At 68.6% G+C, this 19,893-nt stretch carries 18 protein-coding genes; 5 read left to right on the top strand and 13 right to left on the bottom strand.

Annotated features, from left to right (window positions below; genetic code table 11):
• Positions 1–13: 13 nt before the first annotated feature.
• From urtD (ASF44_RS15595) to ASF44_RS15575, 5 genes are all read right to left on the bottom strand, one after another.
• Positions 14–886, bottom strand: a complete 873-nt coding sequence (gene urtD / locus ASF44_RS15595) for an urea ABC transporter ATP-binding protein UrtD (protein ID WP_056900136.1) — start codon at positions 884–886, stop codon at positions 14–16.
• Positions 883–2,082: an urea ABC transporter permease subunit UrtC gene (gene urtC, locus ASF44_RS15590; protein ID WP_369820928.1), complete on the bottom strand. Its 1,200-nt coding sequence runs from the start codon at positions 2,080–2,082 to the stop codon at positions 883–885. Before urtC (ASF44_RS15590) ends, urtD (ASF44_RS15595) begins: the two co-directional genes overlap by 4 nt.
• A complete protein-coding gene (gene urtB, locus ASF44_RS15585; protein ID WP_056900307.1) occupies positions 2,079–3,644 on the bottom strand; it encodes an urea ABC transporter permease subunit UrtB in 1,566 nt (521 codons plus the stop codon). Before urtB (ASF44_RS15585) ends, urtC (ASF44_RS15590) begins: the two co-directional genes overlap by 4 nt.
• A gap of 111 nt (positions 3,645–3,755) precedes the next feature.
• The gene (gene urtA / locus ASF44_RS15580; RefSeq protein WP_056900135.1) at positions 3,756–5,018 is read right to left on the bottom strand and encodes an urea ABC transporter substrate-binding protein; all 1,263 of its coding nucleotides are present in this window, start codon (positions 5,016–5,018) and stop codon (positions 3,756–3,758) included.
• 130 nt (positions 5,019–5,148) lie between these two features.
• Positions 5,149–6,105, bottom strand: a complete 957-nt coding sequence (locus ASF44_RS15575) for a DMT family transporter (RefSeq protein ID WP_056900134.1) — start codon at positions 6,103–6,105, stop codon at positions 5,149–5,151.
• Positions 6,106–6,179: 74 nt separating this feature from the next.
• Between ASF44_RS15575 and ASF44_RS15570 the strand changes: the two genes are divergently transcribed.
• Positions 6,180–7,046, top strand: a complete 867-nt coding sequence (locus tag ASF44_RS15570) for a LysR family transcriptional regulator (protein ID WP_056900133.1) — start codon at positions 6,180–6,182, stop codon at positions 7,044–7,046.
• Here ASF44_RS15570 and ASF44_RS15565 read toward each other — a convergent pair.
• The 8 genes from ASF44_RS15565 to urtA (ASF44_RS15530) form a co-directional block, all read right to left on the bottom strand.
• Positions 7,036–7,380, bottom strand: a complete 345-nt coding sequence (locus ASF44_RS15565; RefSeq protein WP_056900132.1) for a zinc ribbon domain-containing protein — start codon at positions 7,378–7,380, stop codon at positions 7,036–7,038. The genes ASF44_RS15570 and ASF44_RS15565 overlap by 11 nt on opposite strands.
• 84 nt (positions 7,381–7,464) lie before the next feature.
• Positions 7,465–7,788 carry a hypothetical protein gene (locus ASF44_RS15560; protein ID WP_056900131.1) on the bottom strand — a complete coding sequence of 108 codons (324 nt, stop codon included), beginning with the start codon at positions 7,786–7,788 and terminating at the stop codon, positions 7,465–7,467.
• A gap of 38 nt (positions 7,789–7,826) precedes the next feature.
• Entirely contained in the window at positions 7,827–9,056 is a 1,230-nt protein-coding gene (gene fmdA, locus ASF44_RS15555) for a formamidase (RefSeq protein WP_056900130.1), read from the bottom strand.
• A 24-nt stretch (positions 9,057–9,080) separates the two neighbouring features.
• Positions 9,081–9,782: an urea ABC transporter ATP-binding subunit UrtE gene (gene urtE / locus ASF44_RS15550; protein WP_056900129.1), complete on the bottom strand. Its 702-nt coding sequence runs from the start codon at positions 9,780–9,782 to the stop codon at positions 9,081–9,083.
• Between the two features lie 338 nt (positions 9,783–10,120).
• The gene (gene urtD / locus ASF44_RS15545; protein WP_056900128.1) at positions 10,121–10,864 is read right to left on the bottom strand and encodes an urea ABC transporter ATP-binding protein UrtD; all 744 of its coding nucleotides are present in this window, start codon (positions 10,862–10,864) and stop codon (positions 10,121–10,123) included.
• Between the two features lie 17 nt (positions 10,865–10,881).
• The gene (gene urtC, locus ASF44_RS15540) at positions 10,882–12,081 is read right to left on the bottom strand and encodes an urea ABC transporter permease subunit UrtC (RefSeq protein ID WP_056900127.1); all 1,200 of its coding nucleotides are present in this window, start codon (positions 12,079–12,081) and stop codon (positions 10,882–10,884) included.
• A gap of 9 nt (positions 12,082–12,090) precedes the next feature.
• The gene (urtB, locus tag ASF44_RS15535; protein WP_056900126.1) at positions 12,091–13,005 is read right to left on the bottom strand and encodes an urea ABC transporter permease subunit UrtB; all 915 of its coding nucleotides are present in this window, start codon (positions 13,003–13,005) and stop codon (positions 12,091–12,093) included.
• Positions 13,006–13,073: 68 nt separating this feature from the next.
• On the bottom strand, positions 13,074–14,327 hold the full coding sequence (gene urtA / locus ASF44_RS15530; RefSeq protein ID WP_056900125.1) for an urea ABC transporter substrate-binding protein: 1,254 nt from the start codon (positions 14,325–14,327) through the stop codon (positions 13,074–13,076).
• A 166-nt stretch (positions 14,328–14,493) separates the two neighbouring features.
• Here urtA (ASF44_RS15530) and ASF44_RS15525 point away from each other — a divergent pair, with 166 nt between their 5' ends.
• From ASF44_RS15525 to ASF44_RS15510, 4 genes are all read left to right on the top strand, one after another.
• Positions 14,494–15,531 carry an aliphatic amidase gene (locus ASF44_RS15525; protein ID WP_056900124.1) on the top strand — a complete coding sequence of 346 codons (1,038 nt, stop codon included), beginning with the start codon at positions 14,494–14,496 and terminating at the stop codon, positions 15,529–15,531.
• A 157-nt stretch (positions 15,532–15,688) separates the two neighbouring features.
• Positions 15,689–16,504 (top strand): AAA family ATPase, encoded by an 816-nt coding sequence (locus ASF44_RS15520; RefSeq protein ID WP_235579230.1) that lies wholly within the window; start codon positions 15,689–15,691, stop codon positions 16,502–16,504.
• On the top strand, positions 16,501–18,036 hold the full coding sequence (locus ASF44_RS15515; protein ID WP_056900123.1) for a VWA domain-containing protein: 1,536 nt from the start codon (positions 16,501–16,503) through the stop codon (positions 18,034–18,036). Before ASF44_RS15520 ends, ASF44_RS15515 begins: the two co-directional genes overlap by 4 nt.
• A 262-nt stretch (positions 18,037–18,298) precedes the next feature.
• Positions 18,299–19,876 carry an EAL domain-containing protein gene (locus ASF44_RS15510; protein ID WP_056900122.1) on the top strand — a complete coding sequence of 526 codons (1,578 nt, stop codon included), beginning with the start codon at positions 18,299–18,301 and terminating at the stop codon, positions 19,874–19,876.
• Positions 19,877–19,893 lie beyond the last annotated feature (17 nt).

Below are 19,893 nucleotides of genomic sequence, written 5' to 3'. Positions count from 1 at the left end.
TGTCATTGGTCCTTCAGCGTCCCAGGTAGACCTCGATCACACGCTCGTCGGCCTGCACCTGGTCCAGCGTGCCCTGTGCCAGCACCGCGCCATCGCACAGCACCGTGACGATCTCCGAGATCGTGCGGATGAAGCTCATGTCGTGTTCCACCACCATCAGCGAATGCTTGCCCTTGAGCGTGAGGAACAGCTCGGCCGTGCGCGCCGTCTCTTCGTCGGTCATGCCGGCGACGGGCTCGTCGAGCAGCAGCAGCTTGGGGTCCTGCATCAGCAGCATGCCGATCTCCAGCCACTGCTTCTGGCCGTGGCTGAGGTTGCCCGAGAGCCGGTTCACGCTGTCGGCCAGGTGGATGGTGTGCAGGATCTCGGCCAGCCGGTCGCTCTGGCGCGAATCGAGCTTGAACAGCATGGACGACTTCACGCCCTTGTCGGTCGCCAGTGCCAGCTCCAGGTTCTCGAACACCGTCAGGTGCTCGAACACCGTGGGTTTCTGGAACTTGCGGCCGATGCCCAGCTGCGCGATCTCGGGCTCGGTGTGGCGCAACAGGTCGATGGTGCTGCCGAAGAACACCGTGCCCTTGTCCGGCCGCGTCTTGCCCGTGATGATGTCCATCATCGTGGTCTTGCCGGCGCCGTTGGGGCCGATGATGCAGCGCAGCTCGCCCGGCGCGATGTCCAGCGACAGACCGTTGATGGCCTTGAAGCCGTCGAAGGAGCGGTGCACGTCCTCCAGGTACAGGATGCGGCCGTGCGTGACGTCCACCTCGCCCGGCGTGGCGATGCGCGAGAAGCCCGCCTCGCGGCCGCCCGATTCGGTCTTGCCCTGCTCGGGCGCTGCGGTGCGCGCCAGCCGCCTGGCGCCCTCTTCCATCAGGTCCGGCGTCATGCCCGCTCCCCCTTGTTCTTGCCCGCCAGCTTGCGCACCAGCCCCACCACGCCCTGCGGCAGCCACAGCGTCACGCAGATGAAGATGGCCCCCAGGAAGTACAGCCAGTACTCGGGAAAGGCCACCGTGAACCAGCTCTTGGCGCCGTTCACGAGGAACGCGCCGACGATGGGGCCGATCAAGGTGGCACGCCCGCCCACCGCCGCCCAGATGGCGATCTCGATGGAGTACGGCGGCGACATCTCGCCCGGGTTGATGATGCCCACCTGCGGCACGTAGAGCGCGCCCGCCACGCCGCACATCATGGCCGAGATGGTCCAGATCGTGAGCTTGTAGGTCACCGGGTTGTAGCCCGAGAACATGACCCGGCTTTCCGCGTCGCGGATCGCCTGCAGCACGCGGCCGAACTTGCTCTGCACCAGCCAGCGCGCGAACAGGAAGAAGCCCAGCAGCACGAGCCCCGTGACCACGAACAGCGTCATGCGCATCTGCTGCGTGGCGATCGGGATGTCCAGGATGCGCTTGAAGTCGGTGAAGCCGTTGTTGCCGCCGAAGCCCGTCTCGTTGCGGAAGAACAGCAGCATCGCCGCGAAGGTCATGGCCTGCGTGATGATCGAGAAGTACACGCCCTTGATGCGCGAACGGAACGCGAAGTAGCCGAACACGAAGGCCAGCAGCCCCGGCACCGCCACCACCAGGATCATCTGTGCGATGAAGGAGCCGCTGAAGGTCCAGTGCCAGGGCAGTTCCTTCCAGTCCAGGAAGACCATGAAGTCGGGCAGCTCGCTCTTGTAGTTGCCCTCCAGGCCGATCTGGCGCATGAGGTACATGCCCATCATGTAGCCGCCCAGCGCGAAGAACAGCCCGTGCCCCAGCGACAGGATGCCGGTGTAGCCCCAGATCAGGTCCATCGCCAGCGCGGCGATCGCATAGCACATGATCTTGCCGACCAGCGCCACCGCGTAGTCGCTCATGTGGAACAGGCTGCCGGGCGCGGCCACCAGGTTCATGAGCGGCGCCAGCGCGCAGATGGCGATCAGCGCGACCAGGAAGCCGGCCCAGCCCTTGCCGCTCAGCAGCGGTGCGCGGCCCGGCAACCGGGCCCGCTCCACGGGCAGCGTTGCCGCAGGGGAGACCTCGGTGCCGGCCTCGGCCGCCATCGAGCGTTCGATCGTGGATGTCGTCGTCGTGTTCATGCTTCTGCGCTCCGGCCCTTCATCGCGAAGATGCCCTGCGGCCGCTTCTGGATGAAGACGATGATCAACACCAGCACCGCGATCTTGGCCAGCACGGCGCCGGCCCAGCCTTCGAACAGCTTGTTCAGGATTCCGAGGCCCAGCGCCGCGTACACGGTGCCGGCCAGCTGGCCGACGCCGCCGACCACCACCACCATGAACGAGTCGACGATGTAGCTCTGCCCCAGGTCCGGCCCCACGTTGCCGATCTGGCTCAGCGCGCAGCCGGCCAGCCCGGCGATGCCCGAGCCCAGCGCGAAGGCGTAGGTGTCGATGCGCGCGGTGTTCACGCCCATGCACGAGGCGATGGGGCGGTTCTGCGTCACGCCGCGCACGAACAGGCCCAGCCGCGTCTTGCCGATCAGGAAGGCCATGCCGGCCAGCACCAGCGCGGCGAACACGATGATCAGCACGCGGTTCCAGGGCAGCATCAGGTTGGGCAGCAGCTCGATGCCGCCGCTCATCCAGGCCGGGTTCTCCACGCCCACGTTCTGCGCGCCGAACAGCGTGCGCACGGCCTGCATCAGCACCAGGCTGATGCCCCAGGTGGCCAGCAGCGTTTCCAGCGGCCGGCCGTAGAGGAAGCGGATCACGCTGCGCTCCAGCGCCGCGCCGACCAGCGCCGACGCGAGGAACGAGACCGGGATCGCCGCCACCAGGTACCAGCCGAAGGCCGACTCCGGCAGGTAGCGCTGGAACACCGTCTGCATCACATAGGTGGCGTAGGCGCCGATCATCATGAGCTCGCCATGGGCCATGTTGATCACGCCCATCAGCCCGTAGGTGATGGCCAGGCCCAGCGCCACCAGCAGCAGGATGGAGCCCAGGCTGATGCCGGTGAACGCCTGGCCCAGGCGCTCGCCCCAGACCAGGCCCTCGTCGATGCTCTTGATCGATGCCTCCAGCTGCTTCTTGACCGCCGCGTCCTGCTCTTCCGACAGGCGCTCGTTGAGCAGCAGCTTGGTGTCCGGCGTCTTGCTCTCGGCCAGCGCCTTGGCGGCGGCCAGCCGCTTGGCGGCGTCCTCGCTGCCCAGCAGCGAGGCCGAGCGGGCCAGCGCCAGCCTGGCGCGGATGGCAGCGTCCTTCTCGGCGGCCAGCGCCTTCTCGATCAGCGGCAGCCGTGCCTCGCTGGGCGCCTTGAGCAGCGCGTTCACCGCATCGCCGCGCACCTTGTTGTCGGCGCTGCCCAGCTGCAGCGCGGCCAGCGCCACCTCCAGCTCGCTGCGCATCAGGTTGTTGTTGACGACGTCCTCGGCGTCGTCGGGCACCTTCACCTCCAGGCCCGTCACCGGGTCCGTGCCCTTGTCGTCCTTCATGACGATGGCCCTGTCCGCCGTCGTCTTCACCGCGTCGTCCGCCATGGCCTGCAGGAAGGCGGCGGTCCTGTCGTCGGCCTTCTCCACGGCGGCCGTCACGGCGCGCGTGATGGCCTCGATGCGGGTTTCGGCGTCGCCGGCCGCCATCGCATGGGCGTCGGCGTCCGTCAGTGCATGGGCGGGCAGCGTGGCCGCGCTCCACAGCAGCAGCGCAGCGCCCAGCGTTCGTATCCAGCGTCGCAATTGGAACTCCCTGAGTCTTGATGTGAAAGAAGGGGCGCTCGGCCCCTTCTCATGCCTTCCCTGTGCAGGGTGGGCTTACTTCTTCTCGGGCTCGTCCTTCTTCTTGTCGTTGCCTTCGATGTAGGGGCTCCAGGGCTTGGCCTGCACCGGGCCGGGCGTCTTCCAGACCACGTTGAACTGGCCGTCGGCCTTGATCTCGCCGATGAACACCGACTTGTGCAGGTGGTGGTTCTTCTCGTCCATCTTGGAGACGATGCCCGACGGCGCCTTGAAGGTCTGGCCGGCCATGGCGGCGATGACCTTGTCCACGTCGGTGGACTTGGCCTTCTCGACGGCCTGCTTCCACATGTTGATGCCGATGTAGGTGGCTTCCATCGGGTCGTTGGTCAGCGGCTTGTCCTTGTGGCCGGCGATGTTCTTGGCCTTGGCGTAGTCGCTCCACTTCTTGATGAAGGCGGTGTTCTCGGGGTTCTTGATCGACATGAAGTAGTTCCATGCGGCCAGGTGGCCCACCAGCGGCTTGGTGTCCACGCCGCGCAGTTCTTCCTCGCCCACCGAGAAGGCGACGACCGGCACGTCCTTGGCCTTCAGGCCCGCGTTGCCCAGTTCCTTGTAGAACGGCACGTTGGAGTCGCCGTTGATGGTGGAGACCACCGCCGTCTTGCCGCCGGCCGAGAACTTCTTGATGTCGGCCACGATGGTCTGGTAATCGCTGTGGCCGAACGGGGTGTACTTCTCGTCGATGTCGGTGTCTTTCACGCCCTTGCTCTTCAAGTAGGCGCGCAGGATCTTGTTGGTGGTGCGGGGGTACACGTAGTCGGTGCCCAGCAGCACCCAACGCTTGGCCGAGCCGCCGGCCTTGCTCATCAGGTAGTCCACCGCGGGGATGGCCTGCTGGTTGGGTGCGGCGCCCGTGTAGAACACGTTCTTGGACAGCTCTTCGCCCTCGTACTGCACGGGGTAGAACAACAGGCCGTTCATCTCTTCCACGACCGGCAGCACCGACTTGCGCGAGACCGAGGTCCAGCAGCCGAAGATCACCGACACCTTGTCCTGGCCCAGCAGCTGCTTGGTCTTCTCGGCGAACAGCGGCCAGTTGGAGGCCGGGTCGACGATCACGGGCTCGAGCTTCTTGCCCAGCACGCCGCCCTTGGCGTTGATCTCGTCGATGGCCATCAGCACCGTGTCCTTGAGCACGGTTTCCGAGATCGCCATGGTGCCGGACAGGCTGTGCAGCACGCCGACCTTGATGGTGTCCTGCGCGTAGGCGGGAACGGCGGCCAGGCCGGCCAGTGCGACGGCCGCAGTGACGGCCTTCAGGGTGAATCGACGTTGCATTCGGAGTGCTCCCGGTGGTTGGATGGATCTGTCCGGTCCTGCAGGCCTGTCGGCGCTGTCTGACCTTGGACGCGATCCTAGGGAGAACCCCCCAGGGGGCATATACGCCGGGTGGCGTACGGGGCGGAACTCAGCGCGTCGCGGGCCGGCGCGCGGCCACCAGCCGGCGCAGCGGCGCCTGCGCCCCGACCAGTCCGATGCCCGCCAGCACCAGGCCGCCGCCGGCCACGAAGCGCGGCGCCAGCGTCTCGCCGAGCAGCCAGACGCCCAGCAGCACGCCGAACAGCGGCGTGAGGAAGGAGAACACGCCCAGCTGCGAGGCCAGGTACCGCCGCAGCAGCCAGCACCAGGTGAGAAAGCTCGCAAACGACACCACCACGCCCTGGAAGGCCAGGTGCGCCCACACCGCCGGCGAAGGCACGAACGACCCCGCGCCCAGCAGCCACGCGGCCGGCAACAGCAGCACGAAGGCGCCCATCAGCTGGTAGAGCAGCGTCTCGGTGGCCGGCGCACCGGCCAGGGACGAACAGCGGATCGCCACCGTGGTGGCGCCCCAGGCGGCGCCGGCAGCCAGTGCCAGCAGATCGCCGAGCCAGGCCTGCGGCTGGCCGTCGGGCGAACCGCCCTGCCCGCCCAGGAAGGCCAGCGCGATGCCGCAGAACGCCAGCGCGATGCCCAGCCACTGGATGCTGCCCAGCCGCTCGGCCGGCAGCCGCCGCTGCAGGCCGAGCGCCGCGAAGATGGGCGAGGTGTAGAGGAACACGATCACGTGCGAGGCCTGCGTCAGGCCCAGCGCCGCAGTCACCAGCAGGTACTCGATGCCGAACAGCGCGCCCACCAGCACGCCGGCCGGGTAGCGTGCGCGCTGCGGCACCTCGCCGCGCCTGGCCATCAGCGCGGCCAGCAGCGCCAGCGCGACGCCCGAGCGCAGCGCCACCATCAGCATGGGGCTGGCCGCATCGGCCACGGCCTTGAGCGAGATCTGCTGCAGGCTCCAGAGCAGGCACAGCAGCGTCATCACGCCGGTGGCTCGGGCATCGAGTGCGCCGTGCTGCGGCACTGGCGAAACGGCATGGGAAGAACGCATGGCCGCACTGTGCCGGCCGGCCAGCCCGGTGGAAAGCGGATAATTCGCCGCCCTGCCATGCGGAAATCGAATCCATGCGCGACCTGCAGATCGACTGGTTGAGGAGCTTCGTCGCCTGCGTCGACGCGGGTTCGCTGTCCAGCGCCGCGCTGGAGGTGCACCGCTCCCAGTCGGCCGTGAGCATGCAGCTCAAGAAACTCGAGGCCGCCGTCGGCAAGCCGCTGCTGGCACGCGGGCCGCGCCACCTGCAGCTCACGCCCGACGGCCAGCAGCTGCTGGGCTACGCGCGGCGCATGCTGGACCTGCAGGCCGAGGCCCAGGCCGCGCTGCAGGACGAGGCCGTCTCCGGCCAGGTGCGGCTGGGCGTGCCCGAGGACTACGCCAGCAAGTACCTCACGCCCGTGCTCAAGCGCTTCGGCCCGCGCCACGGCGGCGTGGAGATCCAGCTCGACTGCGAACAGTCCACGGTGTTGATCCCGCGGGTGGCCAGCGGCGACCTGGACCTGGCGCTGGTCTCGCGCGACCACGCGCGGCGCGGCATGCTGCTGTTCCACGAGCCCATGGTCTGGGTCGGCTCGCCGCAGTTCGAGGCCTGGCGGCGCACGCCCTTGCCCATCGCGGTGTACGAGGCCGCCAGCCTGGGCCGGCGCAGCGCGCTGCACGCACTGGCGCAGCAGGGCCGGCCGCACAAGGTGGTCTACAACAGCTCCAGCCTCGCGGGCCAGATCGCCGCCGTGGAAAGCGGCCTGGCCGTGGCGGCGCTGACGCAATGCAGCGCGCCGCCGCACCTGCAGGTGCTCGGGCTGGAGCACGGCCTGGGGCCCATGGAACCCATGCAGGTGGCCGTGTACCGCAGCAAGGCATCGCAGGGCTCGCAGGCCGTGGACAGCCTGCACCGCATGCTGGTGCAGACGCTGCGCTCGGCGCGGCTCAGTGGCTGATCATCCAGGGCCGCTTGGACGGGAAGGCCTTGGCGCCGCTCGGCGCCGTCACGGTGGCCGAGCGCTTGCCGCCCGTGCTGCAGCAGCCGCACCCCGCCGGGTGCCGCATGCGCTGGTAGTCGCGCGAACTCTTGGGCTCGTGCCGTGCGCGTTCGTTGACGCCGATGGCCGCACGCGTGCCACCGTCCATCAGCGCCAGGCGCGGCGCGCTCACGAACACGCGCGGCGAGGCTGTGCCGCAGTCCGGGCAGGCGGCGGGCTCGTTGCGCTGGGCCAGCGTGCGGAAGGCGTCGAAGCCGCCGCAGCCGGGGCAGTCGTAGTCGTAGGTGGGCATGGCCAGGGTCCGGTCGGTTGGAAAGTCCAAGGCATTCTGCGCACGGCGGCGGCACGCCGCACTACGTCGAATGACGTAGCAACCTCAGCCCTGCCAGACACCGAAGCCCTGCGCGCGCAGGCGGATGCCCAGCTCCACCTCCATCTCGCGCGCGGCCTGGTAGGGCATGGGGTTGTAGCGGTCGTACAGCGCCGGCAGCAGGCGTTCGCCATACAGCATCACGAAGCGGTTGGCCTGGATGCCGGCCTTGTGCTTGTCGAAGCGGATGTCCGGGTCCAGGCCCGTCATGCCGACGTAGACGAAGGGCTTGCCGAGCTGGTAGTCCGGATTGGCACCGCGAAAGCGCGCGCTGTTCCACACCTGGTCGGCGAGCTGGACGACGTAGACATGGTGGTGCGGCCGCGGCATGGCGCGATCATGCCGCGGCTCCGCAGGGTTAAGTCAGGTCAGGTCAGGTCGGGCGACAGCGGCATCTGCACCGAGCCGTCCAGGAACTTGGTCGGCCCGGCCGCGCTCGGGTTGATGTCGAAGTCGAAGATCTGCGTCGGCAGCCACAGCGTGGCGCAGGCGTTGGGCACGTCGACCACGCCGCTGATGTGGCCCTGCACGGGGGCAGTGCCCAGGATGGAGTAGGCCTGCGCGCCCGAGTAGCCGAACTTCTTCAGGTACTCGATGGCGTTCAGGCAGGCCTGGCGGTAGGCCACGTTCACATCGAGGTAGTACTGCTTGCCGCTCTCGTCGACGCTGATACCCTCGAAGATCACGTAGTCGTTGTAGGTCGGCACGATGGGGCTGGGCTTGAAGATCGGGTTCTTGATGCCGTACATGGCCATCCCGCCCTTGATCACGCTGACCTTCATGTGCACCCAGCCGGCCATCTCGATGGCGCCGCAGAAGGTGATCTCGCCATCGCCCTGGCTGAAGTGCAGGTCGCCGACCGACAGGCCCGCGCCGTCCACGTAGACCGGGAAGAAGATCTTGGAGCCGCGCGACAGGTCCTTGATGTCGCAGTTGCCGCCGTGCTCGCGCGGCGGCACGGTGCGCGCGCCGGTGGCCGCGGCCTTGGCGGCGGCCTCGCCCGTCAGCTTGCCCATGTGGGCGGTGCCCGCGAACGGCGGGTTGGCCAGGCCGCTGGTGGCGGGGTCGGAATCGATCAGCGCCTGTTCGCGCGTGTTCCAGGTCTCCAGCATCTTGGGGTCGGGCAGGCAGCCGATCAGGCCCGGGTGGATCAGGCCGGCGTACTTCACGCCCGGCACGTGGCGCGAGGTCGTGAACATGCCGTGGAAGTCCCAGATCGACTTCTGCGCCTGCGGAAAGTGCTCGGTCAGGAATCCTCCCCCGTTCTTCTTGCTGAAGAAGCCGTTGAAGCCCCACAGGCTGTCCTGCTTGGCGCCGATGTCCAGCAGCTCCACCACCAGCAGGTCGCCGGGCTTGGCGCCCTTCACGCCGACGGGACCGCTCAGGTAGTGCACGGTCGTCAGGTCGATGTCGCGCACGTCGTCGGCACTGTCGTTGTTCTTGATGAAGCCACCGGTCCAGTCGTAGGTCTCCAGCACGAAGTCGTCGCCCGGGTTGACCCAGCAGGCCATGGGGATGTCGGGGTGCCAGCGGTTGTGCACGTTCTCGTTGCTGGGGGCCGGCTGGGAGAGGTCGACCTTGATCAGGGTTTCGGGCATCTGGTTGCTCCTGGTTGTGAAAAATCAGACGGAGAGGTAGCGCTTGATGTGCGCGATGTCGGTCTTGTCGCGCGCGGTCTCGTGCACGAGGCGGCCGCCTTCGATCACGAACAGCCGGTCGGCCACGTCCATGGCGAACGACAGCACCTGCTCGGACACCACGATGGCGATGCCCTTCATGCGGCGGATCTCGTTGAGCGCCTTGGCGATGTCCTTGATGATGGAAGGCTGGATGCCCTCGGTCGGCTCGTCGAGCAGCAGCACCTTGGGGTTCGTGACCAGCGCGCGCGCAATCGCCAGCTGCTGCTGCTGGCCACCCGACAGGTTGCCGCCCTTGCGCTTCTTCATCTCGAACAGCACCGGGAACAGCGCGTAGATCTCGTCCGGCACGCGCAGGCTGGGGGCGCTCTGCAGGCCGGTCTGGATGTTCTCTTCCACCGTCAGCGTGGGGAAGATCATGCGGCCCTGCGGCACGTAGGCGATGCCCTTGGCCACGCGCCGAAAGCTCTCGTCCTTGGACACATCCTGCCCCGCCACCTGGATGTGGCCGCTCTTGAGCGGCAGGATGCCCATGAGGCTCTTGAACAGCGTGGTCTTGCCCATGCCGTTGCGGCCCATGATGGCCACGGTCTCGTTGGCATGGGCCTGGAACGAAATGCCGTGCAGCGCCTCGCTCTGGCCGTAGGCGGTGTGGATGTCGTCGACGTTCAGGAGGATGTTGCTCATGTCAGGTCTCCACGGCGTTGCACGCCATTCGCACGGATGGGATCCAGGGGATAAGACGGGCGGGAGCTCGGCGTGTGGGTGGGGGCGTCCACTGCGTGTCCCCCGGCCTGGCGGCCTCCTCCTTTACCTTCGTGGACACCCCCACCCACACCCCGAGCAGGGCACCGGCCGTTGCACGTGACGGCGATGAGCCACCGCCGAGCAAGGTGGTGGGGTGCCCCATCGCGCAGGTAAAAGGAGGAGGCCGCCAGGCCGGGGGACACGGAGCGATGGGGCGCCCCGCCACCTTGCGCATCACGTGCAACCGCCGTTGCACGACCAAACTGCAACAGCTCATCTCAATGCCCCAGGTAGACGTCGATCACTTTGGGGTCGGCCTGCACCTTGTCCATCGGACCTTCGGCCAGGATCTTTCCCTGGTGCATGACGGTGACCTTGTGCGCGATCTGCGCGACGAAATCCATGTCGTGCTCGATCACGATCACGGCGCGGTTGTTGCTGATGCGCTTGAGCAGTTCGGCCGTCAGCTCGCGCTCGCGCGAACTCATGCCGGCGATGGGCTCGTCCAGCATCAGCAGTTCGGGTTCCTGCATCAAGAGCATGCCGATCTCGAGCCACTGCTTCTGGCCATGCGAGAGCAGGCCGGCCTCGGTGTGCAGCTTGTCGGCCAGGAAGATGTCCTCGGCCACGGCCTGCACCGCGGCCTTGATCCTGTCGGTGCACTGGAAGGCCAGCGCGCCGAACACCGAGCGGCCGGACGGGTAGGACACCTCCAGGTTCTGGAAGACGGAGAGGTTCTCGTAGATCGACGGCGTCTGGAACTTGCGGCCGATGCCCAGCCGCACGCGCTTGTGCTCGGCCATGCCGGTCAGCTCGGTGTTCTTGAACTTGATGGAGCCGGCGCTGGCCTTGGTCTTGCCGCAAATCAGGTCCAAGAGCGTGGTCTTGCCCGCGCCGTTCGGGCCGATGATCACGCGCAGTTCGTTCTTGTCCACGTACAGCGTCAGCGTGTCGATGGCCTTGAAGCCGTCGAACGCGACCGTGAGGTCTTCCACGGCCAGGGCGAAGTCGGTGTTGCTCATGGGGTGTTCCTCGCGGATCAGGCGCGCTGGCCGTGCAGGCTCGCGTCGGGCGTGGCAGGTTCGGTGCTGCTGGCCACCGCGGCGGCATGCGGGGCCGTCTTGGCGGCCACCAGCTTGTCGTCGTAGGCCTTGCGGGCGGCGCCACGGGCCTGCCACCAGGGCTTGATCTTGTCTTCCCACAGCCCGGCCAGGCCCATCGGGAAGGCCATGGTCACGCCGATGAACAGGGCGGCCATCAGGAACAGCCACAGGTCCGGCAAGCTCTCGGAGAACAGCGTCTTGCCGGCGTTGACCAGCAGCGCGCCGTACACCGCGCCGACCAGGCTCATGCGCCCGCCCACCGCTGCGTAGATCACCATCTCGATGGAGGGCACGATGCCCACCAGCGTGGGCGACATGAAGCCCACCTGCAGCGTGAACAGCGCCCCGCCGATGCCCGACAGCCCGGCCGCCAGGCAGAACGTGAACACCTTGAAGTTGGACACGTCGTAGCCCGAGAAGCGCACGCGGTCTTCCTTGTCGCGCATGGCCAGCAGCAGCGTGCCCAGCTTGCTGGTCTGGATCCAGCGGCACAAGAGGATGCTGCCGATCAGCAGCGCCACGCACACGAAATACAGGATGGTCTTGGCGCTGTCGGTGCGGATGTCCCAGCCCATCAGCGTCTTGAGGTCGGTCATGCCGTTCACGCCGCCCGTGTAGCCCTGCTGGCCGATGATCAGCACCGTGAGGATCAGCGCCACGGCCTGCGTGATGATGGCGAAGTACACGCCGCCCACGCGGCGCTTGAACATCGCGAAGCTGATCAGCCAGGCCAGCGCCATCGGCACGGCCACCACCAGGACCAGCGTGAGCGGCAGGCTCTTGAACGGCAGCCACATCAGCGGCAGCTCGGTCAGCTGGTTCCAGTCCATGAAGTCGGGGATGCCGGGCGTGGACTGGATCTTGGTGGTCTCCGGGTCCGAGGCTTCGAGCTTCAAGAACATGGCCATCGCGTAGCCGCCCAGGCCGAAGAACACGCCCTGCCCCAGGCTCAGCACGCCGCCGTAGCCCCAGACCATGACCAGGCCGACGGCGACGAAGGCATAGGTCAGGTACTTGCCGACCAGGTTCAGGCGAAAGATGTCGAGCGACAGGGGCAGCACCACGACCAGCAGGATGGTCAGCAGCAGCACGCTGGCCAGCTGGTAGCGGTGGATCATGTCTTTCAGGAATTGCATGGCGATCCTCTAGCGACGGACTTTGGAAGCGAACAGGCCCTGCGGCCGCACCATCAGGATCAGCACGATCAAGGAGAGCGTGAGCACCTTGGCCATGGAGCCGCTCATGAAGAACTCGGTGATCGACTGCGTCTGCGCGATGCCGAAGGCCGAGACCACGGTGCCCAGCAGGCTGGCGGCCCCGCCGAAGGTGACGACCAGGAACGCATCGACGATGTACAGCTGCCCCGAGGTCGGCCCCGTGGAGCCGATGGTGGTGAAGGCCGCGCCCGCCACGCCGGCGATGCCGCAGCCGATGGCGAAGGTCAGGCGGTCGGTCTTCCTGGTGTCGATGCCGGTGGCATTGGCCATGGTGCGGTTGGCCACCGTGGCGCGCACGCGCAGGCCCCAGCGGCTCTTGTTGAGTGCGACCAGCACGCCGGCCGTGACGACCAGCGTCAGCCCCAGCACGAACATGCCGTTGATCGGGATGTCCAGGCCCTCCAGCGGCGCCCACGAGCCCATCAGCCATTCGGGCAGGTTGGGGCTGACCTCCTTGGGGCCGATGAAGGTGCGAAAGCACTGCTGCAGCGCCAGGCTCACGCCCCAGGTGGCGAGCAGCGTGTCCAGCGGCCGGCTGTAGAGGTGGCGGATCAGCGCCCATTCCATGATCCAGCCGAAGACGAAGGCCATGCAGAACGCCAGCGCGATGGCGATGGGAAAGTACACCGACATCGCGCCCGGCGCGAGGTGCTCGGTCAGCACGTTGGCCATGTAGACGGTGTAGGCGCCGATCGCCATGAACTCGCCGTGCGCCATGTTGATGACACCCATCTGGCCGAAGATGATGGCCAAGCCCAGGCCCATCAGCAGCAGCACCGCGAACAGGGACAGGCCCGCGAAGCCCTGCATGAGGCCGATGTTGAGCATCTCGGAAATGGTCATGGCGCGCTCGCTCTCTCAGGTTCTCGACGCTGCCCTCCCCCGACCGCCGGGAGAGGGCGGGGGTTGGCTTACTGGTAACCCTTGGGGAACGGGTCCGGCGCGATCAGGGCCGAAGACTCGGCGACGACCTTGAACGTGCCGTCCTTCTGGCCCTGGCCGATGCGCGCCTTGCTCCACAGGTGGTGGTTGGCGTCGACCTTGACGTAGCCTTCCGGCGCGGTCTTGAGCTCGATGCCGGGCGATGCCGCCGCCACCTTGGTCACGTCGAAGCTGCCGGCCTTCTCGACGGCGGCCTTCCAGAGCCAGGGGCCCAGGTAACCGGCCTGCGTCACGTCGCCGATCACGGCGTCCTTGCCGTACTTGGCCTTGAAGGCGTCGACGAACTTCTTGTTGTTCTCGTTGTCCAGCGACTGGAAGTACTTCATCGACGAGTAGAAGCCGGCGAAGTTGTCGCCGCCCACGCCGGTCATCTCGTCTTCCGTCACCGACAGCGTCAGCAGGAACTGCTTGTCGCCCGTGATGCCGGCCGCCTTGAGCTGCTTGTAGAAGGCCACGTTGGAACCGCCCACCACGGCCGCGAAGATGCAGTCGGGCTTGGCCACCTTGATCTTGTTGATCAGCGAGTTGAAGTTGGTGTGGCCCAGCGGGTAGTACTCCTCGCCCTTCACGGTGCCGAGCTTGCCCACCGTCTCGATGTGCTTGCGCGCGATCTTCATCGAGGTGCGCGGCCAGATGTAATCGGAGCCGACCAGGAAGAAGGTCTTGGCCTTCTTCTCCTTGGCGCCCCAGTCCAGGCCCCAGATGATCTGCTGCGTGGCCTCCTGGCCGGTGTAGATCACGTTCTTGCTCTGCTCCAGGCCTTCGTAGAAGGTGGGGTAGTACAGCAGGCCGTTTTCCTTCTCGAACACCGGCAGCACGGCCTTGCGCGAGGCGCTGGTCCAGCAGCCGAACACGCAGGCCGTCTTGTCGTTGACGAGCAGCTTGCGGCTCTTCTCGGCGAAGGTGGGCCAGTCGGAGGCGCCGTCTTCCTTGATGACCTTGATCTTGCGGCCCAGGATGCCGCCCATGGCGTTGATCTGGTCGATGGCGAGCTGCTCGGCCTGGATCGAGCCGGTCTCGCTGATGGCCATGGTGCCGGTGGCCGAGTGCAGCTGGCCCACCGTCACCTCGGTGTCGGTCACAGCCAGCCCGGTGGTGTTGACCTTGGCGGTCGGAAACTGCTGGGCCAGCGCGGCGGCCGACAGGCCGGCGAAGGGCGACATGGCAGCCATCTGCAGCATGCGGCGGCGCAGGACGGATTCGGGACGGGAATCAGCGGACATGGACACTCCTTTGGTTGGACGGTCGCAGCACGGGAAGGTGGTGTGCTGCGGTGCAACAGAAGGTATCCGCGACCCTGCGCAGGACGAATACGTCATTCAACGTAGTGCGCTTTGCGCAACCGGGTCCAACACTGGCTGCCCGATCCCACACAGCAGGAGCAATGCGATGCGCCACGGCGACATTTCGAGCAGCAAGGACGGCGTCGGCGTGGCCGTCGTCAACTACAAGATGCCGCGGCTGCACACCAAGGCGGAGGTGCTGGCCAACGCCCGCAAGATCGCCGAGATGGTGGTCGGCATGAAACGCGGCCTGCCGGGCATGGACCTGGTGGTGTTCCCCGAGTACTCGACGCACGGCATCATGTACGACGCCAAGGAGATGTACGAGACCGCCGCCACGGTGCCCGGCGAGGAGACCGCCATCTTCGCGGACGCCTGCCGCCGGGCCAAGGTCTGGGGCGTGTTCTCGCTGACCGGCGAGCGCCACGAGGACCATCCGAACAAGGCGCCCTACAACACCCTGATCCTCATGAACGATGAGGGCGAGATCGTGCAGAAGTACCGCAAGATCATGCCGTGGGTGCCCGTGGAAGGCTGGTATCCGGGCGACTGCACCTACGTGAGCGACGGCCCCAAGGGCCTGAAGATCAGCCTCATCATCTGCGACGACGGCAACTACCCCGAGATCTGGCGCGACTGCGCGATGAAGGGCGCCGAGCTCATCGTGCGCTGCCAGGGCTACATGTACCCGGCCAAGGAGCAGCAGGTGCTGGTGGCCAAGGCCATGGCCTTCATGAACAACTGCTACGTGGCGGTGGCCAACGCCACCGGCTTCGACGGCGTGTACTCGTACTTCGGCCACTCGGCGTTGATCGGCTTCGACGGCCGCACGCTGGGCGAGTGCGGCGAGGAGGAGATGGGCATCAACTACGCCGAACTCTCCATGCACCTGATCCGCGACGCGCGCAAGAACGGCCAGTCGCAGAACCACCTCTACAAGCTGCTGCACCGCGGCTACACCGGCAAGATCAACTCGGGCGAGGACATGCACGGCGTGGCGGCCTGTCCGTACGGTTTCTACGCCGACTGGATCAAGGACCCGGAGGGCACGCGCAAGAAGGTCGAGGCCTTCACGCGCAGCACGCCGGGCACGCCCGAATGCCCGATCGACGGCATCCCCAACCAGCTGCCCGAACATCGATGAGCGCCGCGCCGGGCCGCCCCAAGCAAGCTCGCTCCCCCTCGGGGGGCCGCGAACCTCGCGCAGCGGGGAGCGTGGGGGCCACATGCACCGCGCCGGGCCGCCCCCAGCAAGCTCCCTCGCCCTTGGGGGGACAGGCCGCAGGCCGAAGGGGGCCTCAGTGAGTGCCGTCCTGCAGGCACCGGCGGATCCGCTGGCGCCATGGCGGGTCGCGCAGGAGCCGTACTACCGCCCCCTCGGCGACGAGGTCGCGCAGTTCCAGGACGCCTACGCACTGCGGCTTCCGCTGCTGCTCAAGGGACCGCCGGGTTGCGGCAAGACGCGCTTCGTCGAGCACATGGCCTGGACGCTGGGCCTGCCGCTCGTGACCGTCGCCTGCCACGAGGACATGGCGGCCGGCGACCTGCTGGGCCGCTGGCTCATCGACGCCGATGGCACGCGCTGGCAGGACGGCCCGCTCACGCTGGCCGCACGCCACGGCGCGCTGTGCTACCTGGACGAACTGATCGAGGCCCGGCCCGATGCGCTCACCGTGCTGCACCCGCTGGCCGACACGCGCCGCGTGCTGCCGCTGGAACGCAACGGCGAACTGCTGCAGGCGCACCCGCGCTTTCAGCTGGTGGTCTCGTACAACCCGCAGCCGGGGCGCGATCTGCGGCCGGCCACGCGGCAGCGCTTCGTGGCCATGGCCTTCGATCCTCCGCCCGTTGCGGCCCAGGTGGCCATCGTGGTGCACGAATCGGGCCTGGCGATGGAGCAGGCCATGCGCCTCGTGGGCCTGGCCGAACGCACACGCGCGCTGGACGAGCACGCGGCCGAATCCATCTCCATGCGCATGCTGGTTCGCGCGGGCCATCTGATGGCCGGCGGCATGCCGCCCCGTGCCGCCTGCGAACTGGCGCTGGTCCAGGCCTGGTCCGACGCGCCCGAACGCGTGCAGGCGCTGCGCGCGCTGGTGGACGCGCTGTACCCGTGAGCGCGGCGCCAGCCGCAGCCCGGGCCGGCCCATGTCCCGGCGGCACGGCAGCGCTGCAGCTGCTGCTGCAGGGCCTGTCGCGGCGCCCGGCGCGCGTGGCCGAACAGGACGGCCTGCCCTTGCCGGTGCTGGCGCCCACGCAGCTGCTGCTGCCGCCCACCGCGGCGCCGGCGCTGCGCCAGGCCGCCATCGCCCATGCCGGGGCGCACCTGCTGTTCTCGCGTGCCGGCCAGGACGCCAGCGGTTGCAAGCCCCTGGCACTGGCCGTGCTGTCGGCCGTGGAAGACGCGCGTGTGGAGCGGCTGCTGGTCGCCGAGCTGCCCGGCGTGCGCCGCTGGTTCACCGGCCAGCTGCCGGCCACGGCGCCGCCGGGCCTGGGCTTCACCGACCTGATGACCCGGCTCGACCGCGCCCTGGCCGAGCCGCACGCGCACGATGGGCACCACTGGGTGCAGCGCGCGCAGCAAGGCTTCTGGGCCCTGCCCGCCGACGCGCCGCCGGCCGACTTCGCGCGGCTGGCCTGGGTCCTGGCCAACATGCTGGGCCAGATGCGCGTGCCGTTCGACACGCAATACCGTCCGCAGGCGGCCTACCGCGACGACCACAGCTACCTGTGGGACCACGGCCGCACGGCGCAGGCCGAACCCCTTCCGGCCGCCGGCGACGCGCCGCAGGCGACGGGCGGCAGCCCGGCCGGGCCGGCCGTCCCGGCCCTGCGCGAGCGCCACTACGGCGAATGGCACGAGAAGCTGGGCCTGTGGCGCCCCGACTGGTGCCGCGTGCAGGAGCGCGTGCTGCCGCGCCGCAACCCGGACCCCGCGCCCCGCCCGCGCCGCCTGCCGCTGGCGGCCGAAGGCGACACGCTGGACCTGCCCGCCGCCGTGGCCGCCCGGGCCGCGCAGCGCAGCGGCCAGGCCTGGGACACGCGCCAGTTCCGCCGCCGCGCCCTGCCCGCGCGCGCCAGCGCCATGCTGCTGCTCGACCTGTCGCAGTCCACGCTGGCGCCCTGGCGCGGCGGGCCGACGAACGTGCAGGCCGCACTGCAGCAGGCCGCGCTGTGGCTGGCGCAGCGGCTCATGGCCGAGGGCGCGCGCGTCGCCGTCCATGGCTTCGCCTCGAACGGCCGGGCCGAGGTGGCTTACTGGCGCGCGGTGGACTTCGGCATGGCCTGCGACGCCGCGGCCATCGCCGCGCTGCCGGTGCGCCACTCCACGCGCCTGGGCGCGGCGCTGCGCCACGCCCAGGCGCTGCTGGCCGAGGAAGCCAACCCGCGCCGCAGCCTGGTGCTGCTCAGCGATGGGCAGCCCTGGGACGTCGACGTGTTCGACGCGGGGCACCTGCTGCACGACGCGCGGCGGGCCGTGGACGCACTGCGCGGCGCCGCGGTGCGGGCCTGCTGCATCGCCCCCGATGCAGTCGCCCAGGCGCAGCTGCAGCCGGTCTTCGGAACCGGCGGCGTGTACCTGCTCGGCGCCGGCGCCCCAGCGGCCGGGTGCCTGGCGCAAGCCTGCCGGGCCATCCTCGGACGGTGAAGTAGGTGCGGCCGCGCCGCGCGCCGCCGCAGACACGCAGACCAGGCGGGGGACCACCCCCTCATGTCCCGGCCCATGGCCAGCACACGGGCCGCACGCCCGCACGCGTTGCGCCGGCCACGGGACCGCAGAGAATGGCGCACCCGCCATCCCCCACCCCACACTGACCAGGACCCCACCCGCTTCACGGCATGCGCGAGCCGCCATCCGGCGCGCAACCGCAGAACACACGGGATCGAGACGCGAGACCAAGGAGGCAAGCATGGACGAACAGCTGCTGCTGGAGCACCTGCGCAAGGCAGTCGCTGCGGGGGAAATCTGGCCTGCCCTGCAGCCGCAAGTCGACCTGCGCACGCGCCGGATCACTGGCTTCGAGGTGCTGGCGCGCTGGACTTCGCCCGTGCTGGGGCCGGTGCCCCCGGTGCGCTTCATCCCGGTCGCCGAGCAGGCCGGCCTGCTCGACGAGCTGGTCCTGCACCTGATCCGCCAGGCCTGCGCGCAGGTCAGCGCCTGGCCAGGCGATTTCCACCTGGCCTTCAACCTGGCGCCGACGCAGTTCCTGGACCTGGACATCGTCGACCGTGTCAGCGCCGCGGCCCACGCCGGCGGCCTCGCGCTGCAGCGCCTGTGCATCGAGATCACCGAGAGCTCGCTGTTCCACAGCAACACCACGGCGCAGCGCGCCATTGCGCTGTTCAAGCAGGCCGGCATGCGCCTGGCGCTGGACGACTTCGGCACCGGCCATTCCAGCCTGACACGGCTGCAGGCCCTGCCCTTCGATGAGATGAAGATCGATGCCAGCTTCGTGCACGCGCTGGAGACCGACCCCAACAGCCTGAAGATCGTGACCGCTGTGCTGGGCCTGGGCCACAGCCTGGGCGTGCACGTGGTGGCCGAGGGCATCGAGAACGAGCGGCAGGCCGCCATCCTGGCCCGCATGGGCTGCGAGCTCGGCCAGGGCTACCTGTGGGGCGCGCCGCAGGCCGCACCGCAGGCGCAGCAGGCGCTGGCGCGGCAGGGCGCCTTCTCCAGGCGGGACCGCCCGCTGGACACCTCGCCGTTCCAGCGCTTCCACCAGCTCGAATCGCTGTACCAGGCCGCGCCCGTGGGCCTGGGCTTCATCGACGCGCAGCTGCGCCTGGTCAGCGCCAATGCGCGCATCGGCGAGATGCTGGGGCTGGATGTGGCGCAGGCGATGGGCCGCGCGGTCGACCAGCTGCTGGACGACCGGCACCTGGCGGACTTCGCCCAGCTGCTGCAGCGCGTGCTGCAGGGCGAGCCGCTGGAGGCGATCGAGTACCGCCGCACCGACACCGGAACGACCAGCCTGGTCGCCCTGCAGCAGGTGCGCAGCGTGTCCGATCAGCCCCTGGGCGTCTCCGTGTTCGCCATCGACATCTCCGGGCGGGTGGCGGCCGAGCGCACGCTGCACGAGACCATCGAACACTACCGCCAGGTGATCGCGCTGGCGCCCAACGTGGCCTGGGCCGCCGGCCCCGACGGCAGCATCGACTACATGGGCCAGACCTGGGAGTGGTCGCCCATGAGCACGAGCGCCGAACGCCACGCCCGCTGGCGCGAGCGCATGGACGAGGCAGACCAGCTGCGCGTGCGGGCCGAGTGGCTGGCCCACCTGCCGAGCCGGCAGCCGTTCGAGACCGTCTTTCGCATCCTGTGGCCGGACGGCACCTGGAAATGGGTCCGCAGCCGGGCGCGGCCGCAGCTGGATGCGCATGGCGAAGTCACGCGCTGGTATGGGCTGATCACCGACATCACCGCCGAGCACGCGCTGGCGCTGCGGGTGCAGGAACTGGAGCGCCGGCCCGCCGACGCGGGCTGAAGCGCGCGGCGCATGGA

The organism is Pseudorhodoferax sp. Leaf274 (assembly GCF_001422445.1).
Taxonomy (GTDB): Bacteria; Pseudomonadota; Gammaproteobacteria; order Burkholderiales; family Burkholderiaceae_C; genus Pseudorhodoferax.
Note: the sequence above shows the minus strand (reverse complement) of the source record. Positions and strands in the feature narration are given on the sequence as shown.